Source organism: Spirillospora sp. NPDC000708 (assembly GCF_040299565.1).
Classification (GTDB): domain Bacteria; phylum Actinomycetota; class Actinomycetes; order Streptosporangiales; family Streptosporangiaceae; genus Spirillospora.
Window position 1 is genome coordinate 1 of sequence record NZ_JBEPCJ010000004.1, and the last position, 22,481, is coordinate 22,481.

The 22,481-nt window shown below is 73.5% G+C and carries 22 protein-coding genes and 1 tRNA gene; 8 read left to right on the forward strand and 15 right to left on the reverse strand.

Annotated elements, in window-relative coordinates; genetic code table 11:
* Positions 1–41 precede the first annotated feature (41 nt).
* The 3 genes from ABT299_RS04310 to ABT299_RS04320 are packed head-to-tail and all read right to left on the reverse strand — an operon-like array spanning position 42 to position 2,616.
* Positions 42–734 (reverse strand): 3-oxoacid CoA-transferase subunit B, encoded by a 693-nt coding sequence (locus tag ABT299_RS04310; protein ID WP_500249724.1) that lies wholly within the window; start codon positions 732–734, stop codon positions 42–44.
* A gap of 2 nt (positions 735–736) precedes the next feature.
* The gene (locus ABT299_RS04315) at positions 737–1,432 is read right to left on the reverse strand and encodes a 3-oxoacid CoA-transferase subunit A (RefSeq protein ID WP_387029195.1); all 696 of its coding nucleotides are present in this window, start codon (positions 1,430–1,432) and stop codon (positions 737–739) included.
* Entirely contained in the window at positions 1,429–2,616 is a 1,188-nt protein-coding gene (locus tag ABT299_RS04320; protein WP_500249725.1) for a thiolase family protein, read from the reverse strand. Before ABT299_RS04320 ends, ABT299_RS04315 begins: the two co-directional genes overlap by 4 nt.
* A gap of 72 nt (positions 2,617–2,688) precedes the next feature.
* Between ABT299_RS04320 and ABT299_RS04325 the strand changes: the two genes are divergently transcribed.
* Positions 2,689–3,609: a LysR substrate-binding domain-containing protein gene (locus ABT299_RS04325; protein WP_500249726.1), complete on the forward strand. Its 921-nt coding sequence runs from the start codon at positions 2,689–2,691 to the stop codon at positions 3,607–3,609.
* An 80-nt stretch (positions 3,610–3,689) separates the two neighbouring features.
* Positions 3,690–5,717: a SpoIIE family protein phosphatase gene (locus tag ABT299_RS04330; protein ID WP_500249727.1), complete on the forward strand. Its 2,028-nt coding sequence runs from the start codon at positions 3,690–3,692 to the stop codon at positions 5,715–5,717.
* A 1-nt stretch (position 5,718) separates the two neighbouring features.
* Here ABT299_RS04330 and ABT299_RS04335 read toward each other — a convergent pair whose 3' ends face one another.
* Positions 5,719–6,726: an ATP-dependent DNA ligase gene (locus ABT299_RS04335; RefSeq protein ID WP_500249728.1), complete on the reverse strand. Its 1,008-nt coding sequence runs from the start codon at positions 6,724–6,726 to the stop codon at positions 5,719–5,721.
* Positions 6,727–6,923: 197 nt separating this feature from the next.
* Between ABT299_RS04335 and ABT299_RS04340 the strand changes: the two genes are divergently transcribed.
* Complete coding sequence (locus ABT299_RS04340) at positions 6,924–7,739, forward strand: SAM-dependent methyltransferase (protein ID WP_190862489.1); 816 nt, start codon at positions 6,924–6,926, stop codon at positions 7,737–7,739.
* Between the two features lie 5 nt (positions 7,740–7,744).
* On the opposite strand, the gene ABT299_RS04345 is transcribed toward ABT299_RS04340, so the two are convergent.
* The 6 genes from ABT299_RS04345 to ABT299_RS04370 all read right to left on the reverse strand — a co-directional run bounded on the left by ABT299_RS04345 (position 7,745) and on the right by ABT299_RS04370 (position 12,904).
* Positions 7,745–8,410, reverse strand: a complete 666-nt coding sequence (locus ABT299_RS04345) for a metallophosphatase domain-containing protein (RefSeq protein ID WP_387029183.1) — start codon at positions 8,408–8,410, stop codon at positions 7,745–7,747.
* Positions 8,411–10,402: an NAD-dependent DNA ligase LigA gene (ligA, locus tag ABT299_RS04350; RefSeq protein WP_500249729.1), complete on the reverse strand. Its 1,992-nt coding sequence runs from the start codon at positions 10,400–10,402 to the stop codon at positions 8,411–8,413.
* Positions 10,403–10,437: 35 nt separating this feature from the next.
* Positions 10,438–11,055 (reverse strand): TetR/AcrR family transcriptional regulator, encoded by a 618-nt coding sequence (locus ABT299_RS04355; protein ID WP_500249730.1) that lies wholly within the window; start codon positions 11,053–11,055, stop codon positions 10,438–10,440.
* Positions 11,056–11,126: 71 nt separating this feature from the next.
* Positions 11,127–11,927 (reverse strand): IclR family transcriptional regulator, encoded by an 801-nt coding sequence (locus ABT299_RS04360; protein ID WP_500249731.1) that lies wholly within the window; start codon positions 11,925–11,927, stop codon positions 11,127–11,129.
* A gap of 223 nt (positions 11,928–12,150) precedes the next feature.
* Entirely contained in the window at positions 12,151–12,618 is a 468-nt protein-coding gene (locus tag ABT299_RS04365; protein WP_500249732.1) for a MarR family winged helix-turn-helix transcriptional regulator, read from the reverse strand.
* Between the two features lie 209 nt (positions 12,619–12,827).
* Positions 12,828–12,904, reverse strand: a tRNA-Arg gene (locus ABT299_RS04370).
* Positions 12,905–13,032: 128 nt separating this feature from the next.
* Between ABT299_RS04370 and ABT299_RS04375 the strand changes: the two genes are divergently transcribed.
* The 3 genes from ABT299_RS04375 to ABT299_RS04385 are packed head-to-tail and all read left to right on the forward strand — an operon-like array spanning position 13,033 to position 16,194.
* Positions 13,033–13,821, forward strand: a complete 789-nt coding sequence (locus ABT299_RS04375; RefSeq protein WP_500249733.1) for a phosphotransferase — start codon at positions 13,033–13,035, stop codon at positions 13,819–13,821.
* Positions 13,796–14,698 (forward strand): cobalamin biosynthesis protein, encoded by a 903-nt coding sequence (locus ABT299_RS04380; RefSeq protein WP_387029114.1) that lies wholly within the window; start codon positions 13,796–13,798, stop codon positions 14,696–14,698. The genes ABT299_RS04375 and ABT299_RS04380 overlap by 26 nt, the downstream gene beginning before the upstream one ends.
* Complete coding sequence (locus ABT299_RS04385) at positions 14,695–16,194, forward strand: cobyric acid synthase (protein ID WP_500249734.1); 1,500 nt, start codon at positions 14,695–14,697, stop codon at positions 16,192–16,194. The genes ABT299_RS04380 and ABT299_RS04385 overlap by 4 nt, the downstream gene beginning before the upstream one ends.
* 9 nt (positions 16,195–16,203) lie before the next feature.
* On the opposite strand, the gene ABT299_RS04390 is transcribed toward ABT299_RS04385, so the two are convergent.
* The 4 genes from ABT299_RS04390 to ABT299_RS04405 are packed head-to-tail and all read right to left on the reverse strand — an operon-like array spanning position 16,204 to position 19,844.
* Positions 16,204–17,178 (reverse strand): glycine betaine ABC transporter substrate-binding protein, encoded by a 975-nt coding sequence (locus ABT299_RS04390; RefSeq protein WP_500193759.1) that lies wholly within the window; start codon positions 17,176–17,178, stop codon positions 16,204–16,206.
* The gene (locus tag ABT299_RS04395) at positions 17,178–17,999 is read right to left on the reverse strand and encodes an ABC transporter permease (RefSeq protein ID WP_387029109.1); all 822 of its coding nucleotides are present in this window, start codon (positions 17,997–17,999) and stop codon (positions 17,178–17,180) included. The genes ABT299_RS04390 and ABT299_RS04395 overlap by 1 nt, the downstream gene beginning before the upstream one ends.
* A complete protein-coding gene (locus tag ABT299_RS04400; protein WP_500249735.1) occupies positions 17,996–19,204 on the reverse strand; it encodes an ATP-binding cassette domain-containing protein in 1,209 nt (402 codons plus the stop codon). Before ABT299_RS04400 ends, ABT299_RS04395 begins: the two co-directional genes overlap by 4 nt.
* Positions 19,197–19,844, reverse strand: coding sequence for an ABC transporter permease subunit (locus tag ABT299_RS04405; protein ID WP_190862470.1), 648 nt, complete (start codon positions 19,842–19,844; stop codon positions 19,197–19,199). The genes ABT299_RS04400 and ABT299_RS04405 overlap by 8 nt, the downstream gene beginning before the upstream one ends.
* A gap of 155 nt (positions 19,845–19,999) precedes the next feature.
* Here ABT299_RS04405 and ABT299_RS04410 point away from each other — a divergent pair, with 155 nt between their 5' ends.
* On the forward strand, positions 20,000–20,650 hold the full coding sequence (locus ABT299_RS04410; protein WP_347256928.1) for a DUF1444 domain-containing protein: 651 nt from the start codon (positions 20,000–20,002) through the stop codon (positions 20,648–20,650).
* A 12-nt stretch (positions 20,651–20,662) separates the two neighbouring features.
* Here the strand turns inward: ABT299_RS04410 and ABT299_RS04415 are convergent, their stop codons facing one another.
* A complete protein-coding gene (locus ABT299_RS04415; RefSeq protein ID WP_387029105.1) occupies positions 20,663–21,130 on the reverse strand; it encodes a MarR family winged helix-turn-helix transcriptional regulator in 468 nt (155 codons plus the stop codon).
* A gap of 134 nt (positions 21,131–21,264) precedes the next feature.
* Here ABT299_RS04415 and ABT299_RS04420 point away from each other — a divergent pair, with 134 nt between their 5' ends.
* Positions 21,265–22,467 carry an MFS transporter gene (locus tag ABT299_RS04420; RefSeq protein WP_500249736.1) on the forward strand — a complete coding sequence of 401 codons (1,203 nt, stop codon included), beginning with the start codon at positions 21,265–21,267 and terminating at the stop codon, positions 22,465–22,467.
* Positions 22,468–22,481 lie beyond the last annotated feature (14 nt).

The following is a 22,481-nucleotide window of genomic DNA, read 5'->3' on the forward strand; positions in this document are numbered from 1 at the left end:
CGCGGTCCGCGATGGACCGCGGCCGCCGGGCCGCTCCGGTGTCAGGCGGCCTTGAGGGGGACCGGCACCCGCTCGCGGAGCTCGTCGAGCGTGATGCCGAAGGTCTCGCGGACCGACGCGCCGTCCGGGCCGACGTCGATGACGGCGACGTCGGTGTAGACGCGGCTGACGCAGCCGACGCCGGTCAGCGGGTAGGTGCACGCGGGCACCAGCTTCGACCGGCCCTGCTTGTCGAACAGCGTCATCATCACGAACACCTGCTTGGCGCCGATGGCCAGGTCCATCGCGCCGCCGACGGCCGGGATCGCGCCGGGGGCGCCGGTGCTCCAGTTCGCGAGGTCCCCGGTGGCCGAGACCTGGAACGCGCCCAGCACGCACACGTCGAGGTGGCCGCCGCGCATCATCGCGAACGAGTCCGCGTGGTGGAAGTACGACGCGCCGGGAAGCTCCGTCACCGGGACCTTCCCGGCGTTGGTGAGGTCCGGGTCGATCTCGTCGCCCGTCGCGGCGGGCCCCATGTTGAGCATGCCGTTCTCGGTGTGCAGCACGACGCCCGAGCCGTCCGGGAGGTGGTCGGCGACCTTGGTGGGACGGCCGATGCCGAGGTTGACGTAGGAGCCCTCCGGGATGTCGCGGGCGACGACCGCCGCGAGCTCGTCCGGGGTGAGGGGCCCGGTGGTGGAGGACTCGGCGGCGCCGGCCTCCGTGGTGGAGGACTCGGTGGTGGGGGACATCGTCAGCGCGCTCCTTGGACGGTGTAGTGGCGTTCCTCGACCCGCACCACGCGGTCGACGTAGATGCCCGGCGTGACGACCGCCTCCGGGTCGAGGTCCCCGGCGGCGACGACGCCGCCCACCTGCACGATCGTGGTGGCCGCGGCGGTCGCCATGACGGGGCCGAAGTTGCGGGCGGTCTTGCGGTAGACGAGGTTGCCCAGCGTGTCGGCGCGGTGGGCGCTGATCAGCGCCACGTCGCCCCGGATCGGGTACTCCAGGACGTGGACGCGGCCGTCGATCGTCCGGGTCTCCTTACCCTCCGCCAGCGGGGTGCCGACGCCGGTCGGGCAGTAGAAGGCGCCGATGCCCGCGCCCGCCGCCCGCATCCGCTCCGCGAGGTTGCCCTGCGGCACGATCTCCAGCTCGATCCTCCCGTCCCGGTACAGCTCGTCGAAGACGTAGGAGTCGCTCTGCCGGGGGAAGGAGCAGATCACCTTGCGCACCCGCCCGGCCTTGAGCAGCGCGGCGAGCCCGACGTCCCCGTTGCCGGCGTTGTTGGACACGATGGTGAGGTCCTTCGCGCCCTGCCGGATCAGCCCGTCGACGAGGTCGAACGGCATGCCCGCGAAGCCGAAGCCGCCGACCAGGACGGTGCTGCCGTCCTCGATCCCGCGGACGGCCTCGTCGATGCTCTCCAGGATCTCCGTGCGGCTCACGCCCCGGCCTCCGTGTCGGTGTTCTCGAGGACGACGGCGAGGCCCTGCCCGACGCCGATGCAGATGGCGGCGACGCCCCAGCGCTCGCCGCGCTCGCGGAGCACCTTCGCGAGCGTGCCGAGGACGCGGGCGCCGCTGGCCCCGAGCGGGTGGCCGATCGCGATCGCGCCGCCCCGGGTGTTGACGATCTCCGGGGCGACGCCCCAGGCGTCGACGCAGACGAGCGACTGCACGGCGAACGCCTCGTTCAGCTCGACGGCGCCCACCCGGTCCCAGCCGATCCCGGCCCGCGCGAGGGCGCGGTTCGCCGCCTCGACCGGGGCGTACCCGAAGTCCTGCGGGTCGAGGGCGAACGCGCCCCGCCCGGCGATGCGCGCGAGGGGCTCCAGGCCGATCCGCCCGGCGGCCTCGGCGGAGCCGAGCAGCAGGGCGGACGCGCCGTCGCTCAGCGGCGAGGCGTTGCCGGCGGTGATGGTGCCGTCCGGGCGGAAGCTCGGCTTGAGGCCGGACAGCTTCTCCAGCGACGTGTCCGCGCGGATGCCCTCGTCGCGCTTCAGCCCCTCGATGGGGACCACCAGGTCGTCGTAGAAGCCCTCGTCCCAGGCGGCCGCAGCGAGCCGGTGCGAGCGCAGGGCGAACGCGTCCTGGCGCTCGCGGCCGACGCCGTACCTTTCCTGGAGCAGCTCGTTGGCCTCGCCGAGGGAGACGGTCCATTCCTCCGGCATGCGCGGGTTCACCAGCCGCCAGCCGAGCGTGGTCGACACCGCGGTGACGTTCCCGGCGGGGAAGCCCTTCGCCGGCTTCGGCAGTACCCACGGCGCCCGGGTCATCGACTCGACGCCGCCGGCCAGCACCACGTCGGCGTCGCCGGTCTCGATCGTCCGGGACCCGATCATCGCCGCGTCGAGGCTGGACCCGCACAGCCGGTTGACGGTCGTGCCGGGCACGCTCGTCGGCAGCCCGGCGAGCAGCGCGGCCATCCGGCCGACGTTGCGGTTCTCCTCGCCCGCGCCGTTCGCGTTCCCCCAGACGACCTCGCCTATCGCGGCGGCGTCCAGCCGGGGCGCCCGCTCCAGCAGCGCGGTGATCACGCCCGCCGCGAGGTCGTCGGGCCGCACGCCCGCCAGGGCGCCGTTGAACCGCCCGAACGGCGTCCGGACGGCCGAGTACAGGTAGGTGCTCATGCCACCGAGGCTAGGTGGCCTCCCTTGATACAGTGAAGTATCAATATTCGTACTGATTGATACTTGCTCCATATGGATCTCCGTCACCTGCGCTACTTCGTCGCCGTCGCCGAGGAACTCCACTTCGGCCGCGCCGCCGAACGGCTCAACATGGCCCAGCCGCCGCTGTCGCAGGCGATCCGCCGGCTGGAGACCGACCTCGGCGTCGAGCTCCTCCACCGCAGCACGCGCCGGGTCGACCTCACCGACGCGGGCCGCGGCTACCTCGCGCGCGCACGGAGGATCCTCGGCGAGGTGGACGAGGCGGCCCACGAGGCCCGCCGGATCGCGGCCGGCGCCGTCGGGCACCTCACGATCGGCTGCGTCGGCTCGGCCACCTACAGCCTCCTGCCCGCGCTCTCCCGGGGCCTCTCCCTCGAACTGTCCGGCGTCGACTTCTCCTTCCGCGGCGAGATGCTCGTGCCCGACCAGGCCGCCGCGCTGCGCACCGGCGAGATCGACCTCGCGCTGCTCCGCCCGCCGATCGCCGACCTGTCCCTCACCGTCCTGCCGCTGCGCCGGGACCGGCTCGTCGTCGCCGTCCCCGCCGACCACCCGCTCGCCGCCCAGCGGCGGGTGGAGGTCGCCGACCTGGCCGGCGCCGACCTCATCGTGCACTCCGCCGACCGCCGCTCCGTGATGTACGACGTGGTGCTCGGCCTCTTCCGCGACGCCGCCGTGGAGCCCCGGATCCGGCACGAGGTCGGCGAGACCTCGACCCTCGTCACCCTCGTCGCGGGCGGCCTCGGCGTAGCCGTCGTCCCCGAACCGGTGACGGCCCTGGCCCTCGACGGCGTCGTCTTCCGCCCCCTGGCCCGTCCCGCCGCCGGCGTCGACCTGGCCATCGCCCACCGGACCGACCGCACCGAACCCCACCTGGCGCGCGCCGTCTCCGTCGTCCGGCGGATCGTCCAGGAAACCGGCCGCACGGGCGGTTCCTCGCCGGTCGGATGATGACCACTGTTCGTGACTAATCTTGTTCACATGGTGATGCTCCGCACGTCAGGCGGATGGTCGCGTGGTTGTATGGCTCCATGGCGCGGAGCAACATCTGGGAGCACGGCAGGGACGCTCCCGTCCCGGCGGTCGCCCTCCTCGACGCCCGCGGCGACGTGGTCGGATGGTCGAAGGCGGCCGGCGAGCTGCTCGGCTATCCGGCGGAGGGGATCCTCGGCCGCCCCGGCACCGACCTGCGCATGGAGCGCGACCGCGCACGCCGCATCTGGACGTGGAACGGCGGCCACGGCGACGACGACTACCGGGTCGGCATGGTCGACCTCCGCCACGAGGACGGCGGCCAGATCGTCACGCACCTCGAGCGGATCCGGATCACCACCCCGGGCGGGGCGCCCGCCTGGGTGGTGGCGGCGATCCCCGCCTCGGTGTTCACCCTCGGCACGTCCGTGCTGGAGCCGCTGCTCAGCGCCGCGCCCGTGGTGATGGTCGCCTGGGACACCGACCTGCGGTCGGTCTGGCGGAACGAGCGGGCGCAGCGGCTGGAGGAGGCCTTCCCCTGCTTCCGGGTGGGCCGGCCGCTGCCCGAGAGCCCCGGCGAGCTCGAACCCCTCGTCCCGCCGGAGCTGATCCGCGAGGTGCTCGCCGACGGCGTCCCGGTGCTGGACCGCGAGTCCCGGTGGGGCGGCACCGGCGGGGAGAGCACGTTCTCGACGTTCCTGTTCCGCGTCGAGGCCCTCGACTCGCGCCCCCTCGGCGTGTGCCTGATGGCCATCGACATCACCCACAGCCGGGCGCGCGAGCGGCTGGCCCTGCTCCGCCGGGCCAGCGTCCAGATCGGCACCACCCTCGACGTCCAGCGGACCGCCCAGGAGCTCACCGACCTCGCCGTCCCGGCGTTCGCCGACTACGCCACCGTCGACCTCACCGAGGCCGTCCTGCCGGGGACGGAACCCCTGGAGCGGCTGGAGGCCGGCGACAGCGGCATCCCCGTGTTCCGCCGCGCGGGCCTGGCCTCGATCCACACCGGGATCCCCGAGTCCCTGTGGCCGCAGGGGCAGCCGGTGTACGTGCCGCCCCGGTCCCCGTTCACCCTGGTCCTGGAGTCCGGCCGCGCCCATTTCGAACCCGAGATGGACACCTCGCCGGGGAGCTGGCTCGACGCCGACCCCGACCGCGCCCGGGTCATCGACGCCATGGGCATGCACACGCTGATCATCGTCCCGCTGTGGGCCCGCGGCAGCCTCCTCGGCATCGCCGTGTTCGTCCGCACCGACAACAAGGCGCCGTTCACCCGGGACGACCTGGTGCTCGCCGAGGAGCTCGCGGCCCGCGCCGCGCTGAGCCTGGACAACGCGCGCCAGTACACCCGCGAGCACGACGCGTCCCTCGCCCTCCAGCGGCAGCTCCTGCCGCGCAGGCTGTGCGGCGGGGACATGATGGAGCTGGCCTCGCGCTACCTGCCGTCCGACGTCCACCAGGGCGTGGGAGGCGACTGGTACGACACGATCCCGCTGCCCGACTCCCGCCTCGCCCTCGCGGTGGGCGACGTGACCGGGCACGGGATCAACGCCGCCGCGAGCATGGGGCGCCTGCGCACCGCCATGCGGACGCTCGCCTACCTCGGCCTTCCTCCGGCCGAACTGCTCGCCCGCCTCGACGAGCTGTACGCGCGCCAGGACGAGGAGGAGCAGGGCAGCGCCCTGTCGCCCATCGCCGCGACCTGCCTGTACATCGTCTACGACCCGGCCGCCCGGCGCTGCTCCATGGCCTCGGCCGGGCACCTCCCGCCCGCGATCGTCGATCCCGGTGGCGGCGTCTCCTTCCCCGACCTTCCCGCGGGCACCCCGATCGGGCTCGGGTTCGGCGCGCACCGGTCCGCCGAGGTCGAGCTCGCCCCGGGGACACTGCTGGCCATGTACACCGACGGGTTGATCGAGCGCCGCGACGACGACCTCGGCGCGGGCATGCGGCGCCTCGGCGCGGCCCTGGCCCGTCCCGACGTCCCGCTGGACCGCCTCTGCGCCGGCGTGGTCGACACCATGGTGACGAGGACCGCCGAGGACGACGTGACGCTCCTCCTGGCCCGGACCCTCGTGCCGTCCTGAGTCACTCCAGATCGAGGCCCTGGGGAACGTCCGTCGGGTGCAGGTCCCTGCGCGTCCGGACGTACCGGACCGAGTGGCGCCACCGGCCGTGCTCCGTCGCGGCGTCCACGCTGATCTCGACGACGACGTCCGGGACGACCCGGACGTACGGGGTGGGCGCCTCCGCGCCGGGCATCCCGCCGGCCCATCCGGCGGGCAGGACCGCCGGCCACGGGTGGTCGTCCCCGGCGGGCGCCAGCAGGCCGGCGAGCTCACGGCGCGCGGCCGGGGGCAGGGGACCGGAGCGGGCGACGACGCGCAGCCGCCCGTCCGGCCGGTACCGGCCGAGGATCAGGGTCTCCGGGGCGGCGGCACCGCCCGTGACGCCGCCGACGACGGCCTCGGTGGTGGTGCGGTGCTTGACCTTCCACCAGCCGCGCTTGCCCTCCTGGTAGCGGCCCGAGGCGGCCTTGACGACGAGGCCCTCGATGCCCTGCGCGGGCAGGATCTCGAACCACACCCGGGCCTCGCCCACGTCGCGCATCTGCGGGCACAGCACGATCCGGGACGTGTCCGGCACGCCGGACAGGAGGTGTTCGAGGGCCTCGCGGCGCTCGGACAGCGGCCTGGGCCGGTAGTCGGTCCCGCCGGCCTCCAGGACGTCGAACACCACGTAATGGCACGGCTCGGTCAGCGCGAGCTCGCGGCGGCGGCGCCCGGCGACGTGCCGGCGCTGCAACGCCGCGAAGTCCAGGCGCCCGTCGCGTCCCCAGCGGACGATCTCGCCGTCGACCACCGTCCCCGGCGGCAGCGCGTCGAAGACCGCCGGCACGACCTCGGAGAACGCGTCGTTGAAGCTCTTCAGGCGCCGCGACCACAGGCGCACGCCGCCCTTCTCGTTCACGATCGCCAGCGCGCGGAACCCGTCCCACTTGGGCTCGTACCGGCACCCGCCGGGACAGGCCGCCTCGTCCGGGACGCGGTCGATCGCCGTCGCCGCCATCGGGACGACGGGCCCACCGATGCGCATAGCCGCCACCCCCCGTGAAGTGCGGCTACCCGCGACCCCGCCGGTGACAGCGCGGCAACGGGATTCTTGGACACCGCATGGCCGGGTCATTGCCCCGGGCCGTGCGCCGGGCGAGCCGCCCGAAAGCCCCCACTCCGCGGATCTTGCCGGTCTAGGCTGGGCGGCGACTCGGCGCCGGGAGGTCTGGAGGTCCCACGATGGCCGGGGAGACGCACGACAGGGCGCCGGACACGCCCTCGTTCGACACCAGCGTTGCGCACATCGCCCGCATCCAGGACTACTGGCTCGGCGGCAAGGACAACTACGAGCCCGACCGGGAGGCCGCGGAGCAGGCCATCGCGGCGCTGCCCGACATGGTCGCCTCGGTGCGCAACACCCGGGCGTTCCTGGCCCGCGCCGTCCGCTTCCTGGCCGCCGAGCGGGGCGTCCGGCAGTTCCTGGACATCGGCACCGGCATCCCCACGGCCGACAACACCCACGAGGTCGCGCAGGCCGCCGCCCCCGAGAGCCGCGTCGTGTACGTCGACAACGACCCGGTCGTCCTCGCGCACGCCCGCGCCCTGCTCAACGGCACCCCGGCCGGCGCCACCTCCTACATCGACGCCGACGTCCGCGACACCGGCACCGTCCTGGACGCGGCGCGCGAGATCCTGGACTTCGAGCGGCCGGTCGCGGTGATGCTGATCGCGATCATGCAGTACGTGCCGGACGAGTCCGACCCGTACGGGGTCGTCCGCACGCTGGTCGACGCGGTCCCGAGCGGCAGCTACGTGGCGATCTCCCATCCGGCCACCGACATCCAGGCCGCCAGGATGGCGACCATGGCCGACCGGCTCAACGAGGCCATGGCGCAGACGATCACGCTGCGCAGCCGCGACCAGGTGGCGGCGTTCCTCGACGGCCTCGACCTCGTCGAGCCCGGCCTCGTCCGGGCCCCCGAATGGCGCCCGGACGTCCCGGCCCTCGCCTCCACCCCGTCCACCATGTGGAGCGGCGTCGCCCTGAAGCCCTGAACCGGCTAGGTGCTGCGTGCCGGAGGGACGACCTCGCCGACGGCGCCCGCGGCGTCCAGCCGGATGACGGTCGGGCCGCGCTCGCACTCCCAGGTGGTGACGTTCGCGAAGGCCGTCCCGTCGTGGTGCCAGAGGCCGCCGTCCTGGTGGATGTGCCCGAACAGGTGCAGCCTGGGGCGGACCTGCCGCACCCGCGCCAGCAGGTCCGCGCAGCCGTGGCGGCCCGGCGGGGCGCCGGCGTCGCCGATGCCCAGCGGCGGGCCGTGCGTGATCAGGACGTCGACCCGCTCGGGGATCAGGGCCCACTTGCGGGCCAGCCGGCGGCCGCGCGGAAGGTTGAAGGCCCAGTCGTTGAACGCCGGCTGCCAGGGGCTGCCCCAGAACGTGACGCCGTCGATCTCGGTCCCGCTGTCCTGCAGGTAGCGGATGCCGCGCTCGGCCAGGACGGCCCGCGCCCGGTCGGGCCGGTCCTCCAGCATCCGGTCGTGGTTGCCGGCGACGACGATCTTCGTCCGGTGGGGGAGGGCGCGCAGCCAGTCGGCGGCCTCCCGGAGTTCCGCGAGGTCCTCGCCGCGCCGGCACAGGTCGCCCGCGTGGACGAAGACGTCGCCGTCGGGCACGGCGAGGTCGTGGTGGTAGGTGTGCGTGTCCGCCACCGCGACGATGCGCATTCAGATCACCCCGGCCTCGGCCAGCCAGCGCCACAGCTCGTCCTGCTGCACGACCGTGACCCCGAGCTTCTCGGCCTTGCCGGTCTTCGCGGCCCCGACGTTGGCGCCCGCGAGCAGGTAGTCGGTGTTGGCGGAGACCGACGAGGCGGCGGTCGCCGCCGCCTGCTCGACCAGCCGCGTGACGTCCGGCCGGCTGATCTTCGCGCCCGAGCGCGGGTCGGTGAACGCGCCGGTGATCACGACCGACGCGCCCTTGAGCGGCGAGTCGCCCGCGGCCGCCGCGTCGACCGGCCGGTCCTCGTCCAGCACGTCGAGGTTCACGCCGCGCTCGCGCAGCGCCGCGATCTCCTCTTGGACGTCCGCGCGGGCGAAGAACGCCACGATGCTCTCGGCGGCCTTCGGCCCGATGTCGCGGATCGCCACCAGGTCCTCGACGGTCGCCGCCGCGACGTCCTCGACCCGCTCGTAGCCGGCCAGGCACAGCCGCTTCGCCGTGCCCTCGGACGCCATCGGGATCGCCAGCCCGATCAGCGCGCGGCGCAGCCCCATGCCCTTGGAGGACGCGATCGAGTCGACCATGTTCCGGGCGCTGACCTCGCCCATCCGCTCGTAGCCGAGCAGCTGCTCGGCGGTCAGGTCGTACAGGTCGCTGCGGCGCTTGAGCACGCCGTCCTCGGCGAGCTTCTCGATCCAGACGTCGCCGACGCCCTCCATGTCGGCCGCCTGGCGCGAGGCCCAGTGCATCAGCCGGCGCGTCGCCTGCGCCGGGCATTGGAGGTTCACGCACCAGCGCTCCTCGCCGGTGCCGCGGACCTCCAGCTCCGAACCGCACGACGGGCAGTGCGTCGGCGGGACGATCTCGATCTCGCCGCCGTCGCGCCGCTCCGGCAGCGACCGGCCCGCGAACGGGATCACGTCGCCGCGCCGCACGACCGCCACCGTGTCGCCGATCCGCAGGTCGCGCTCGCGGATCAGGCGCGGATTGTGCAGGGTGATGTTCTCCACCGTCACGCCGCCGACGAACACCGGCGCGACCTTCGCGCGCGGCGGGACGCGGCCGATCTTGCCGACCGGCCACTCGACCGACAGCAGCGTGGTCAGCTTCTCCTCCGGCGGGTACTTGAACGCGATCGCCCCGCGCGGCTCGGCGCTGTTGAAGCCCGCCGCGTCGAACGCCGCGGGCTCGTGCAGCCGCACCACGGCGCCGTCGATGTCGTAGTCCAGCCCGTCGCGGCGGCCGCCGATCTCGGCGATCGCGTCCACCACCTCGCCGGCGGACGCGCACACGTACTGGGCGACCGGCTCGAAGCCCGCCGGGAGGTCCATCGCGACGCCGTCGCGGTCGGCGCCGAACGCGTAGAACCGCAGCAGCCGCTCGGCCTTCGCCGCCGCCTCGGGATCCTTCAGCACGAGCGTCCCTGCGGCGCCCGACCGGGGGTTGGTCAGCGTCTTGTCCGGGTGCGCCTCGTTGTAGGCGGCCCACACCGACCGCAGCATCACCGCCTCGCCCCGGACCTCGACGCGTCCGGGCTCCTGGATCGCGGTCGGCAGCCCCGGGATCACATGGCGCACCTTCTCGGTCACCAGCTCGCCGACCGCGCCGGTGCCGCGGGTGGCGACGTAGTCGAGCCGCCCGTCGGTGTACACGACGCTGAGCGAGAGGCCGTCGAGCTTCTCCGACACGCGGAACACCTGGCCGCCGAAGCGCTCGCAGAACGTGCGGATCTGCTCCTCGCTCGTCGCCTTCGCCAGCGAGAGCATCGGCCGCGCGTGCCGGACGGTCGGGCCGGTCAGCTCCGCCGGCGCGTTGACCTTCCCGAGCGGGCTGTCCGCCGGTTCGAGCTCGGGGTGCTCGGCGACGAGCGCCGCCAGCTCGTCCTTCAGCGCGTCGTAGTCCGCGTCCGGCAGCGGGCTGTCGCCGGTGCCGTAGTACAGGTCGTTCAGCCGCCTGACCTCGGCGGTCAGCTCCGTGATGCGCTCTTCGACGTCCACCCCTCGATTAAACGCGACACCACCGACATTGCTCGTCAGTCCGTCGTGCCGCCCAGCCGCGCGCCGAGCAGCATCTCGCACGAGACCCGGATGTCGACGTCCGCCTCCGCCGGGGAGAGCCTCGCGTTCAGGCAGGACAGCAACACGCCGTACCAGCACGATTCGAGGAGCCGCACCAACCGCTCGTCGGCGGGTTCCGGGGCGTCGATCCCGGCCGCCGCGAGCAGCATGTCGCGGAACGTGCGGTCCGACGACCATGGGCCGTTCGCGGTGGCCTGCGCGGTCTGGTCGGCCTGGAGGATGGTGCGCGACAGCTGCGGCCGCCGCATCATCTCCTCCCTGGCCCGCACGAGGGTCCTCACCACCGCGTCGAGGGGGTTCTCCGACGCCGCCCTCAGCCGGGCCACCTCCTCCGCGAACAGCTCGACCTGCTTGCGCTTCACGGCGGCGAACAGGTGGGTCTTCGAGGGGAAGTAGCGGTACAGGGTGGCGATCGCGACCCCGGCCTCGTTGGCCACGTCCTGCATCTGGACCCGATCGAGGTCGTGCACGCCGCCGAGCCTCCGCGCCGCCCGCAGGATGCGCTCGTGGCGGTCCTTCTGGTGCGGCGACCTGGGCTCGGCCGCCGGCCGTGGATCGGCGATGCGTGGCACTGCTTCTCCTTCGTCTCGACGCGGTCGATTGTGCCGTGCGCACCCGCCGGACCGCACCCGCGCAGCCGCGCTCAGACCCAGGCGCCGTCCCGGCCGATCGCCGCGAGACGGGCCAGCGTCTCGGCCGACCAGGTCTCCGCCGGCGCGTCACCGGGATGCCTCTCGACCGCCGAGACGAGCTCCACCGAGATCGTCCGCGCCGCGGCGGCCACCAGCGGGGCGGCGGTCTCCAGCAGGCACCCGGCCTCGCCGGCGAGCGAGACGGCCCCGAGCGGACCCTCCGGACCGCGCACGGCCGCGGCGACGCACGAGATGCCGGGGGTGTGCTCGCCGCGTTCGTAGGCGACCCCGCCGCGGGCGCGGATCCGGTGCAGCTCCTGGTACAGCGTCCGCAGGTCGCCGATCGTGCGCTGGGTCAGCCGGCTCATCGGGGCGCCGACCCGTCCGTCGACCTCCTCCGCCGGCAGGCAGGCCAGCATCGCCTTGCCGAGCGCGGTGGAGTGGGCCACGGCGCTGCCGCCCACCCGTGAGGGCACCCGGGCGGCGAACCGGCCCCCGATCTTGTCCAGATAGCGGACGCGGGTGTCCTCCAGCACGGCGAGGTGCACGACCATCCCGGTCCTGAGCTGCAACTCGTGCAGCACCGGGGCGGCGGCCGACCGCAGGTCGACGAACCCCTGGGCGTCGCTGCCGAGCCGCAGGGAGCGCCGCCCGAGCAGGTACCCGGGAGGCGCGTGCTCCAGCCACGCCGCCCGCACCAGCTGGTCGAGGATCCGGTGCGTGGTGGACCTCGGCAGCCCCGTCGCGTGGACGACCTCCTCGAGGGTCAGCCGCGTCGTCGTACCGCGGAACGCGTCCAGGATGAGCGTCATCCGCTCGACCATGGACGGCGGTAGCTCCCGCGGACGGCACCCGGGTCGCCCGGCCGTGGCGGCTGACGTCAACCCGACCACCTCCGAAACTGAAGTGAATTCTGGTTTCTGTCTCGCAAGGTAGCGCCCACGTGCGCAGAAGGGAAGCCTCACCCCCGCACCGCCCCCCGGGAGGACGGCCGCGGAAGCGAGGCCGCCCGGGCTGAGGCGCACGGGATCCGCGTCAGGCGACCGTTCCGCCCGCGTTGCGGATCAACCGCTGGAGCACCTTGATCGTGGTGACGTACTCCGCGTCGTCGATGCCCTCGTGAAGGGCGGCGCGGATCGCGGGGGCGTTGCGCGCGAGCTCCACGCGCGCCTGCTCCCCTTCCTCGGTCAGCCACAGCCGGTCCTCGGCGTCCCGGCGCAGCCAGCCCCGTTCCACGAGCACCTCGGCCTCGGCCGCCAGGTCGTCCTCGGGACGGATGTAGGAGGCCATGGCCGCTCGCAGCTCGGACAGGGTCATCCCGTCGCCGGTGGGCGAGATGTCGTTCGCCGACAGGTTGCGCAGCAGCCAGAACTGGGGCTGGGTGTAGCCCTTTTCGGCCTGCCGGGCCCGGATGTAGGCGATCAGCGCCTCGTAGGCGACACCGGTCCAGTACGCGGCGGGCTGTCCGGCGAGTTCGGCGTCGGAAAGCTGCTCGGTCGTCATAGGGGTCCCCCTCTAACACGTGCGGTACGAGCCCTGCACGGCGTGCAGGTCATGCGGGGGACCGTATGACCTCGAGTTCGGTTGAGATCAAGAAGATGATCACCTGGACGCTGCGGGCACCGGCGTCTCACCGCGATGGGACACGGCCGCGACATGCGGGCGACCGCACGGATCTTGGCTTGTAAGCGCACGTTTGCGCTGGTGGGGGGTGGCGCGCCCGGCAGGATTCGAACCCGCGACCGTCGGTTTAGAAGACCGATGCTCTATCCAGCTGAGCTACGGGCGCTCGGCGGCCCGGCGGGACGCCGGGACACAGTGTAAGGCGGAGCGTCCTCCGGCTCCACATCCATAACGCGGCCACCAGGGGACGCGTCGGGACCGGGCGGTGGGCGGAGGGCCATATCTTGGGGTGCTGTGGCGGTGGACAGCGAGGTGCCGCTCTCCGGCGGAGACGTGACGGAGGGCGTGGTGCGGGTGGGGAACACGGTGCGCAGGCCGCTTCGGGCGCACAGTGCGGCGGTGCACGGGCTGCTACGGCACCTGGAGGCGGCCGGGTTCGACGGGGCGCCGCGGGTGCTCGGGGTGGACGAGCGCGGGCGGGAGATCCTCAGCTGGGTCCCGGGCGACGTGCCGCACCGGCCGCTGCCCCGGTACGCGGTGTCGGAGGACGCGCTGCGGGGCGTCGGCGTGCTGCTGCGGCGGTATCACGACGCGGTGGTCTCGTACGGGGTGCCCGACGGGGACTGGGACCGGGAGGCGTCCAATCTGGACGGGCCTCCGGAGCTGATCGGGCACTGCGACGTGACGCCAGAGAACGTGGTGTTCCGGGACGGTGCGCCGGCGGCGCTGATCGACTTCGATCTGGCGCGGCCGACGACGCGGCTGTACGACGTGGTGACGGCGCTGCGGCACTGGGCGCCGATCGCCGATCCGGCGGACAGGGACGCGCTCCTTTACGGGGCGGACGTCGCGCGCCGGGTGCGGATCTTCTGCGACGCGTACGGGCTGGACCGGGAGCGGCGGCGGGAGGTGCTGCCGGCGGCGCGGGTGCGGTTCGAGCGGTCGTACGAGGCGATGCGGGCGAGGGCGGCCCGGGGCGGCGGCTGGGCGCGGATCTGGCAGGGTGGGGCGGGCCCGCGGATCCGGCGGGCGCAGGACTGGTTGGAGCGTCACTGGGATGAGCTTGATGCGCGGCTCTGCTGAAGGGCTGGTTCTGGGGGTGGCGCTGGACGCGCTTCTCGGGGATCCGAGGAGGGGGCATCCGGTCGCGGGGTTCGGGCGGTTGGCGTCGGGGTTCGAGCGGCTGGTGTACCGGGATTCGCGGGCGGCGGGCGTCGTCTACACCGGGGTTCTCGTGGGCGGCGCCGTGGCCGCGGGGCTGCTGCTGGAACGGGCCGCGCGGGGGCCTTTGAGGGTCGTGCTGACGGCGGCCGCCACGTGGGCCGTTCTGGGCGGGACGTCTTTGGGACGTGAAGGGCTCGCCATGGAGCGGGTCCTGAACGAGGGCGATCTGGACGCCGCGCGGGGGCGGCTTCCGCACTTGTGCGCGCGGGACCCCAAGGGGCTGGACGAGGCGGCACTGGCCAGGGCGACCGTGGAATCGGTGGCGGAGAACACGTCCGATGCGGCCATAGCCCCGCTGGTGTGGGGGGCGGTGGGCGGCATTCCGGGGCTGCTGGCCTATCGGGCCGTCAACACCCTGGACGCGATGGTCGGCTACCGGAATCCGCGTTACGAGCGGTTCGGATGGGCGGCGGCGCGGCTGGACGACGCGGCGAACTGGGTTCCGGCGCGGGTGACGGGGATGCTCGTCGTCCTCTGTTCGGGACGGGACGCGTGGCGCGTGCTGCGGCGGGACGGCGGCAATCACCCGAGCCCCAACGCGGGACGGTGCGAGGCCGCGTTCGCCGGCGCGCTGGGGGTCCGGCTGGGCGGGACGAACTCGTACGGCGGCGCGGTGGAGCGGCGGCCCGAGATGGGGGACGGGCGGGCTCCGGAGGTCCGCGACATCGGGCGGGCGGTGCGGTTGTCGGCGGCGGTGACGGCCGCGGCGGCGGCGCTGGTGTGGGCGGCGCGGTGAGCGGCGGTCTGCTGGTCGCGGGGACGACGTCCGACGCGGGCAAGAGCGTGGTGACCGCCGGGCTGTGCCGGTGGCTGGCGCGGCGGGGCGTGAAGGTGGCGCCGTTCAAGGCGCAGAACATGTCGCTGAACTCGATGGTGACGGCGGACGGCGCCGAGATCGGGCGGGCGCAGTACATGCAGGCGCAGGCGGCCGGGGTGGAGCCGCGCGCGGTGATGAACCCGGTGCTGCTGAAGCCGGGCAGCGACCGGCGCAGCCAGGTCGTGGTGCTGGGCCGGCCGGTCGCCGAGGTGGACGCGCTCCAGTACGGCGACCACAAGGAACGGCTCCGCGGGGTCGTGCAGGAGAGCCTGGACCAGCTCCGGAGCGAGTACGACGTGGTGGTCTGCGAGGGCGCGGGGAGCCCGGCGGAGATCAATCTGCGCGCCGGGGACATCGTCAACATGGGCCTCGCGAGAATGGCGGACCTGCCGGTCGTCGTGGTCGGGGACATCGACCGCGGCGGGGTGTTCGCGTCGCTGTTCGGGACCGTCGCCCTGCTGGAGCCGGCCGATCAGGCGCTCATCGCGGGATTCGTCGTCAACAAGTTCCGGGGCGCGAAGGAATTGCTGGAGCCAGGCCTGGAGCAATTGCGGCGGCTCACCGGGCGTCCCGTTCTGGGCGTGCTGCCGTGGACGCTCGGGCTGTATCTGGATTCCGAGGACACTCTCGCCCTGGACGCGCCGCGTCCGGATGCCGCCGCGCCTTTCGGGAGGCAGACGCTGCGGATCGCGGTCGTGCGGTTCCCGCGCGTCTCGAATTTCACCGACCTGGACGCGCTGGCCTGCGAGCCGGGCGTCGTGGTGCGGTACGCCGCCAGCGCCGGCGACCTCGCGGAGGCCGATCTCGTGGTGCTGCCGGGGACGCGGGCGACGGTCAGCGATCTGGCGTGGCTGCGCGAGCGGGGAATGGCGGACGAGATCGTGCGGCGGGCCCGGGAAGGGCGTCCGGTGCTCGGCATCTGCGGCGGCCATCAGATGCTCGCGCGGGAGATCGAGGACGGCGTCGAATCGGGGACCGGGTGCGTCGAGGGGCTCGGCCTGCTGCCGACAAGGGTCGTCTTCGAGAGCGAGAAGACCCTCGGGCGGCCCACGGGAAGCGCTTATGGCGAGAATGTCGACGCTTACGAGATCCACCACGGCATCGTGTCCGTGGAAGGCGGCGAGCCGTTCCTCGACGGGTGCCGGGTGGGCGCCGTCTGGGGGACGACCTGGCACGGCGCCATGGAGAACGACGGATTCCGGCGGGCCTTCCTGAAGGACGTCGCGGAGACGGCGGGACGCGACTTCGCCCCGGCGCCGGACGTGTCGTTCGCCGCGCTGCGGGAAGCGACGCTGGACGCGCTGGGCGACCTCGTCGAGCGGCATCTCGACACCGACGCCGTGTGGCGGCTCATCGAGAAGGGCGCGCCGGACGGCCTGCCGGTGGTGCCGCCGGGGGGCGCCCCTGTCATTTGACGAGCGGGGCTATTTGATGAGCCCCTGCTCGCGCATCCAGTCGCGGGCGACGAGCACCGGGTCGTCGCCGTTCACGTCGACCTTGCTGTTCAGGTTCCGCATGACGCCGGTGGTGAGTCGCGGGCTGATCTTCGCGAAGAGCCCCGTGAGTTCCGGATGCGCGCGCAGCACCGTCTCGCGGACGGTGATGGCCGGGTTGTAGTTCGGGAAGAAGTGCTTGCTGTCGCCGAGCACGTGCAGGTGGAGTGCCTGGATGCGGCCGTCGGTGGTGAACACCTCGCCGAAGGTGCATTTCCCGCTCGACGTCGCGCTGTAGACGACGCCCGACGACATCTGCCGCACGTTCCCGGCGGGGACGCTCGACCCGTAGGACAGTCCGTACGCCTGGAGCATCCCGCGCAGCCCGTCGTTGCGGGCGAAGAATTCGGGGTCGACGCAGTACGTCCGCTGGCCGGCCGGGACTTTCGCCATGTCGGAGAGGTCGGTGAGCCCGAACCGTTTCTGGTTGGCGGTCGTGACCGCCATCGCATAGGTGTTGTTGAGCGGTGCCGGAGGCGCCAGCCAGGCGATGTGGTTGCGTTTCATGTCGAGGTCGCGGACGGCCTCGAACTGCTTCTGCGGGTCGGGGATCGGGTTCTCCTGCCCGAGGTAGGTGATCCAGCCGGTGCCGGTGTACTCCCAGGCGAGGTCGTTGTCGCCGCTGGTGATGGACTTGCGGGCGGTGACGCTGCCCTGCACGTTGGTGTGGTCGACCGCGTTCGCGCCGGCGGCGGTGAGCGCCAGCACCGCGATCTTGCCGAGGATGATCTGCTCGGTGAACTCCTTCGAGGTGACCCGGATCGTCGCGTCTTTCAGGTCCGGGACGGGGCGGATGCTGCCCGGCTCGATGTGCGGCAGGAACGCCGACGCCGGCTTGAGCCCGCATCCGGCGAGGAGGAGCGGCAGCACCGGCGCCAGGCCGGCCGCCAGCAGCCCGCGCCGCATCACAGCCCCTTCGGGGCGAGGGCCCGGGCCGCCATCCCGCCGAGCCAGTCGATCAGCAGCGCGAGCAGCGCGATGAGGACGCAGCCGGTGAGCAGCACGGGGGTGCGCTGGGTGCTGACGCCGCTGGTGATGAGGTCGCCGAGCCCGCCGCCGCTGATGAACGCGGCGATGCTCGCCGTCCCGACCATGAGCACCAGCGTGGTGCGGATGCCGGCCAGGATGACCGGCACCGCCAGCGGGAGCTCGACGCGGCGCAGCACCGTGCCCGGCGACATCCCGATGCCCCGCCCCGCGTCGGTAAGGGTCGGGTCGACCTGCTGGAGCCCCACCATGGTGTTGCGGAGCGCGGGCAGCACCCCGTAGGCGACGAGCGCGACGACGGCCGTCCAGAAGCCGATGCCCCAGATCACCGCGAGCAGCACCACCACGCCGATGGCGGGCGCGGACTGCCCGACGTTGGCGATCGCCAGCACGAACGGCGTGGCGGGACGCGCCCACGAGCGGCTCAGCAGGACGCCGAGCGGGATCGCGATCACCAGCACGACGAGCGTGGACACGACGGTCAGCTCGATGTGCTCCCACGTCTTCCGCCCGACGTAGCGCGTCGCGAGGCTGCGGGCGGCGATACTGTCCAGGTTCGAGTTCTCCACGTACAGCAGCCAGGCGGCGCCGATGAGGACGATGGCGACCGGCTCCAGCCACGACCGCCAGGACCGCCCGGTCGGGGTGTGCAGCGACTGCCGCGGCTCGGCGGCGGCGCTCGGGTTCTCCGCCGGCGCCTCCCCGGACGGCGCCGGGGCGGCGGGCGGCGGTGCGCTCACGGGGTCCGCCTCCGGGTCCGCGCGCGGTCCTTCATCTCCTTGATCGCGTTCTGCAGGGTGCCGAGGGTGACGGTGCCGCGGTAGACGCCGCGCGGCCCGACGACCGGCACCCACTCGTGCTCGATCTGGATCAGCCATTCGAGGGCCTGCTGGAGGGTGTCGCGGGCCCGGATCGGCGTCGCGACGGCCATGCCGCGCTCGCCGATCGGCCCGGTGACGCCCTCCAGGTCCTCGGGGTGGGCCCAGCGGACGGGCCGGTCCCGCTCGTCCAGGACGATCGCGAAGCCGGTCTCGCCGCCCTCGATCCGGCGCCGGACCTCCGCCGCGTCGTCGCCGGTCCGCGCCCGCGGCACCTCCTGCAGCGGCACGTCCGCGACCCGGCTGAACTGCAGCAGCCGCATCGCCTGCCCGCCGCCGAGGAACTGCTCGACGTACGCGTCGGCCGGGTTCAGCAGGATCTCCTGCGGGGTCGCGTACTGCGCGACGCGCGAGCCCTTGTCGAGGATCGCGATGCGGTCGCCGAGCTTGAGCGCCTCGTCGATGTCGTGGGTGACGAACACGATCGTCTTGCCGAGCTCCTCCTGGAGCCGCAGCAGCGAGTCCTGGAGGTTCCCGCGGGTGATGGGGTCGAGGGCGCCGAACGGCTCGTCCATCAGCATGGCGGGAGGGTCGGCGCCGAGCGCGCGCGCGACGCCGACGCGCTGCTGCTGGCCGCCGGACAGCTCGCGCGGGTACCGGTCGCGGTACTGGGCGGGATCGAGGTCGACGAGGTCGAGCAGCTCGTCGACGCGGGCCGCGATCCGCTTCTTGTCCCACTTCAGCATCTGCGGGACGAGGCCGACGTTCGTCGCGACCGTCATGTGCGGGAACAGCCCGGCGTTCTGGATGACGTAGCCGATGTGGCGGCGCAGCTCCGTCGGGTCGAGGCCCATCGCGTCCCGGCCCGCCACGAAGATCTTCCCGGACGTCGGCTCGATCAGCCGGTTGATGAGCCGCATCATCGTGGTCTTGCCGCTGCCGGACGGGCCGAGCAGCACGACGATCTCGCCGCTCCGGATCGTCATCGTGACGTCGTCGACGGCCGCGGCGGCCTGCCCGGGGTACCGCTTGGTGACGTTGATCAGCCGGATCCCGCCGCGCCCGGCGTCGTCGTCGCCCGCGGCCGCCGCCGTGCCGCCGGCCTCCCGCACGCCGCCCTCAGACACGGACGCCCCGCGGGGTCGTCAGCCGCCCGATCAGGACGAAGCACCCGTCGAACAGCAGCGCCAGGATGATGATCAGCACCGTCCCGGCGAGCGTCATGTTGATCGCGTTGGCGCCGCCCAGCCGGGCCAGCCCGGAGAAGATCTGCTCGCCGAGCCCCGGCCCGGACACGTACGCGGCGATCGCCGCGATCCCCATCGCGAGCTGCGTGCTCACCCGGACGCCGGTGAGGATCACCGGCCACGCGAGGGGCAGCTCGATCCGCAGCAGGATCGCGGTGCGGGTCATCCCGATGCCGCGCGCCGCGTCCACCAGCGTCCTGTCGACGCCGGCCAGCCCGACGACGGTGTTCCGTACGATCGGCAGCAGCGAGTACAGGGTCAGCGCGACGACGCTCGGGGCCACCCCGAGGCCGAGCGGCGTGATCAGCAGGCCGAGCAGCGCCAGCGACGGGATCGTGAAGATCACCCCGGCGGTGCTGGTGGCCACCGCCGACAGCCGGCCGCTGCGGTAGACGGCCAGCCCGATCAGCAGCCCGAGCACCAGCGCGGCCAGCACGCACTGGAACACCATGCTGGCGTGCTGCCAGGTCTCGAACTGGAGCCGCTCGCGCCGGCTGCCCAGGTACTCCCAGAAGTTCACGTCCCCTCCGCCACGATCACTACCCACCGTGCCCGCGCGATCACACCCGCGCCGCGCCTGGCAGTCCGGCCCCTCCCGCACCCGTACTAAGCTCGAGCCTCAACGACCTCAGCGTTGCGATCGCGTGCGAGGCAGTCGGTACGAGAGGAATGTCGGTGACGGACGAGCGGTCCAGTCTCATCGTCCCGCTGATGAAGGCGCGGGTTCCGGCGGAGATCCAGCTGGAGTTCCCGCTGCCGCCGGACGAGGAGCCGGTCCGCGACGCGTTCGCCGGCGACCTGTACGTCACCTACGCGCTGGAGATCGCCGACGAGTCGGCGGTCGCGGGCCGCCGCTACGAGCACGTGGCGCCGCGGCACTGCGCCGAGCTCGGCGTCGCGGCCGGTGACCTGCGCCGGCAGGCGGTGATCAACCTGCGGGACCGCAGGCCGGAGCTCGGCCTCAGCTGGTACCCGGACGTGCGCGCGGTGACGGTGACGCTCGGCGAGCCCGGCCCGATGGGCGCGCCGTCGCGGCGGGGCGGCCTGGAGGCGGCGCTGCTGCTGGACGAGGGGTTCCTCGACAAGCTCGCGCAGGACGTGGAGGGGGACCTCGTCGTCGCGGCCCCCGCGCGGGACGTGTTCGTGGCGTCCGGCACCGGGCACCCGGACGGCGTCGACAAGCTGCGCTGGGCGGTCGGCCAGGTGTGGGCGGAGAACCGCGGCGACGGCGTCGCGGACCCGGCGTGGGACGTGCCCGCCGGGAGCCTGCTGACCCATGACCTGCTGGTCCGCCGCGGCACGGCCTGGGAGATCCTGACGGGCTGAGCCCGGCCGCCGTCACACCTTCAGATTCGCCAGCCCTTCCAGCGCCGCGACCAGCGGCGCGAGCTCCGGCAGCCGGGCCGCCGCGGCCAGCGCGTCGTCGAGCGCGGCGTTGTGCGTCGGGGCGGCTTCGGCGTGCAGTTCGTGCCCCTCGGGGGTGGCCTCGGCGTAGATGCCGCGCCGGTCCTCCTCCGACAGCACGCGGGTGAGCAGGCCGCGCTTCTCCAGCCGGGCGACCAGGCGGGTCGTCGCGCTCTGGCTGAGCACGAGCTTGTCGGCGAGCTGCTGCATCCGGACGTGCCGGCCGTCGGGTCCGGCGAGGTGGTGCAGCACGCAGAACTCGTTGACGCTCAGGCCGTGCCGCCGTTGGAGGGCGCGTTCGATCTCGTCCTCGATGCGCGCGTGCAGGGCGGCGAGGGTCCGCCAGCCCTGGGCGCGGTCGCCCGTGCCGGTGGGGGCGCCGGACGGCTGGGCGGGTGACATGGCTCACGCCTCCTCGTGTTGCGCGCCAGGTACTTGCATGGTGATATAGCAGGCGTCTGCAAATACATGCTTGTGCAATAAATGCATGCGCTTGCTGTTGCAGGCGCCGCCTACTCTACCCGAGGAGATCCCTCATGCCCCTCGCGCTGCTGGCCCTCGCGCTGGGCGCCTTCGGCATCGGCACGACCGAGTTCGTCATCGCCGGGCTGCTGCCGGACCTCGCGTCCGACTTCCACACCTCGATCCCCGCCGCCGGGCTGCTGGTGTCCGGCTACGCGTTCGGCGTCGTGGTGGGCGCGCCGCTGGTCACCGCGCTCGGCGCGCGGCTGCCCCGCAAGACGATGCTCGTCGGCCTGATGGCCCTGTTCGTCGCCGCGCACCTGCTGTCGGCGCTCGCGCCGGGCTTCGGCGTCCTGCTCGCGGCGCGGATCGTCGCCTCGTTCGCGCACGGCGCCTACATCGGCGTCGGCGCGGTCGTCGCCGCCGAGCTCGTCGCGCCGGAGCGCCGCGCGCGGGCCGTCGCGCTGATGTTCACCGGGATCAGCCTGGCGAACGTGCTCGGCGTCCCGCTCGGCACGTTCCTCGGCCAGCAGCTCGGCTGGCGCGCCACGTTCTGGACGGTCGCCGGGATCGGCGTCGTCGCGCTCGCCGGGATCGCGCTGCTCGTCCCGTCCGGTCCGCGCCCGCAGGGCGGGCTGCGGCACGAGATGGCGGTGTTCCGCAGCGGCCGGATGTGGCTGGCGCTCGCCACCACCGCGCTCGGCTGGGCGCCGGTGCTGGCCGTCGTCACCTACGTGGCGCCGCTGCTGACCGACGTCACCGGGTTCGGCAAGGGGGCGGTCCCGGTGGTGATGACGCTGCTCGGCGCGGGGATGCTGGTCGGCGGCCCGCTCGGCGGCCGCTACACCGACCGGGCGCTGCTGCCCACGGTCCTCGCGGCGCTCGCCGGGCTGACCGCGCTGTCGGCGGTGCTGCTGGTGACCTCGCACGACCGGATCGCGGCGGTGGCGACGCTGACCGTCTTCGGCGTCGTCGCCTCGGCCACGATCCCGCCGCTGCAGGTGTGGGTGGTGCAGCGGGCGGCCGCCGCGCCGACCATGGCGTCCGCCGCGAACGTCTCGGCCTTCAACCTCGGCAACGCGGTCGGCCCCGCGCTCGCCGGGCTGGCGATCGGGGCCGGGCTCGGGTACACCTCCGCACTCTGGGTGGCCGCCCTGCTCGGCGCCGCCGGGCTCGCGTCCGCGCTGGTGGGCGGCGCGCTGGACCGCCGCGACCGCCGCGACCGGACGGTGCCGTCGGCCGCTCCCGCCGCCGATGCGAGCCGCGTGCCGTGCTGACGCCCCGCGTGCCG

Bases quoted from the DNA above. Each gene is read 5' to 3' on its own strand.
- ABT299_RS04310 (WP_500249724.1), bottom strand. From the start codon at position 734: ATGTCCCCCACCACCGAGTCCTCCACCACGGAGGCCGGCGCCGCCGAG.
- ABT299_RS04320 (WP_500249725.1), bottom strand. From the start codon at position 2,616: ATGAGCACCTACCTGTACTCGGCCGTCCGGACGCCGTTCGGGCGGTTC.
- ABT299_RS04325 (WP_500249726.1), top strand. From the start codon at position 2,689: ATGGATCTCCGTCACCTGCGCTACTTCGTCGCCGTCGCCGAGGAACTC.
- ABT299_RS04330 (WP_500249727.1), top strand. From the start codon at position 3,690: ATGGCGCGGAGCAACATCTGGGAGCACGGCAGGGACGCTCCCGTCCCG.
- ABT299_RS04335 (WP_500249728.1), bottom strand. From the start codon at position 6,726: ATGCGCATCGGTGGGCCCGTCGTCCCGATGGCGGCGACGGCGATCGAC.
- ABT299_RS04340 (WP_190862489.1), top strand. From the start codon at position 6,924: ATGGCCGGGGAGACGCACGACAGGGCGCCGGACACGCCCTCGTTCGAC.
- ABT299_RS04345 (WP_387029183.1), bottom strand. From the start codon at position 8,410: ATGCGCATCGTCGCGGTGGCGGACACGCACACCTACCACCACGACCTC.
- ABT299_RS04360 (WP_500249731.1), bottom strand. From the start codon at position 11,927: ATGACGCTCATCCTGGACGCGTTCCGCGGTACGACGACGCGGCTGACC.
- ABT299_RS04365 (WP_500249732.1), bottom strand. From the start codon at position 12,618: ATGACGACCGAGCAGCTTTCCGACGCCGAACTCGCCGGACAGCCCGCC.
- ABT299_RS04380 (WP_387029114.1), top strand. From the start codon at position 13,796: ATGAGCTTGATGCGCGGCTCTGCTGAAGGGCTGGTTCTGGGGGTGGCG.
- ABT299_RS04390 (WP_500193759.1), bottom strand. From the start codon at position 17,178: ATGCGGCGCGGGCTGCTGGCGGCCGGCCTGGCGCCGGTGCTGCCGCTC.
- ABT299_RS04415 (WP_387029105.1), bottom strand. From the start codon at position 21,130: ATGTCACCCGCCCAGCCGTCCGGCGCCCCCACCGGCACGGGCGACCGC.
- ABT299_RS04420 (WP_500249736.1), top strand. From the start codon at position 21,265: ATGCCCCTCGCGCTGCTGGCCCTCGCGCTGGGCGCCTTCGGCATCGGC.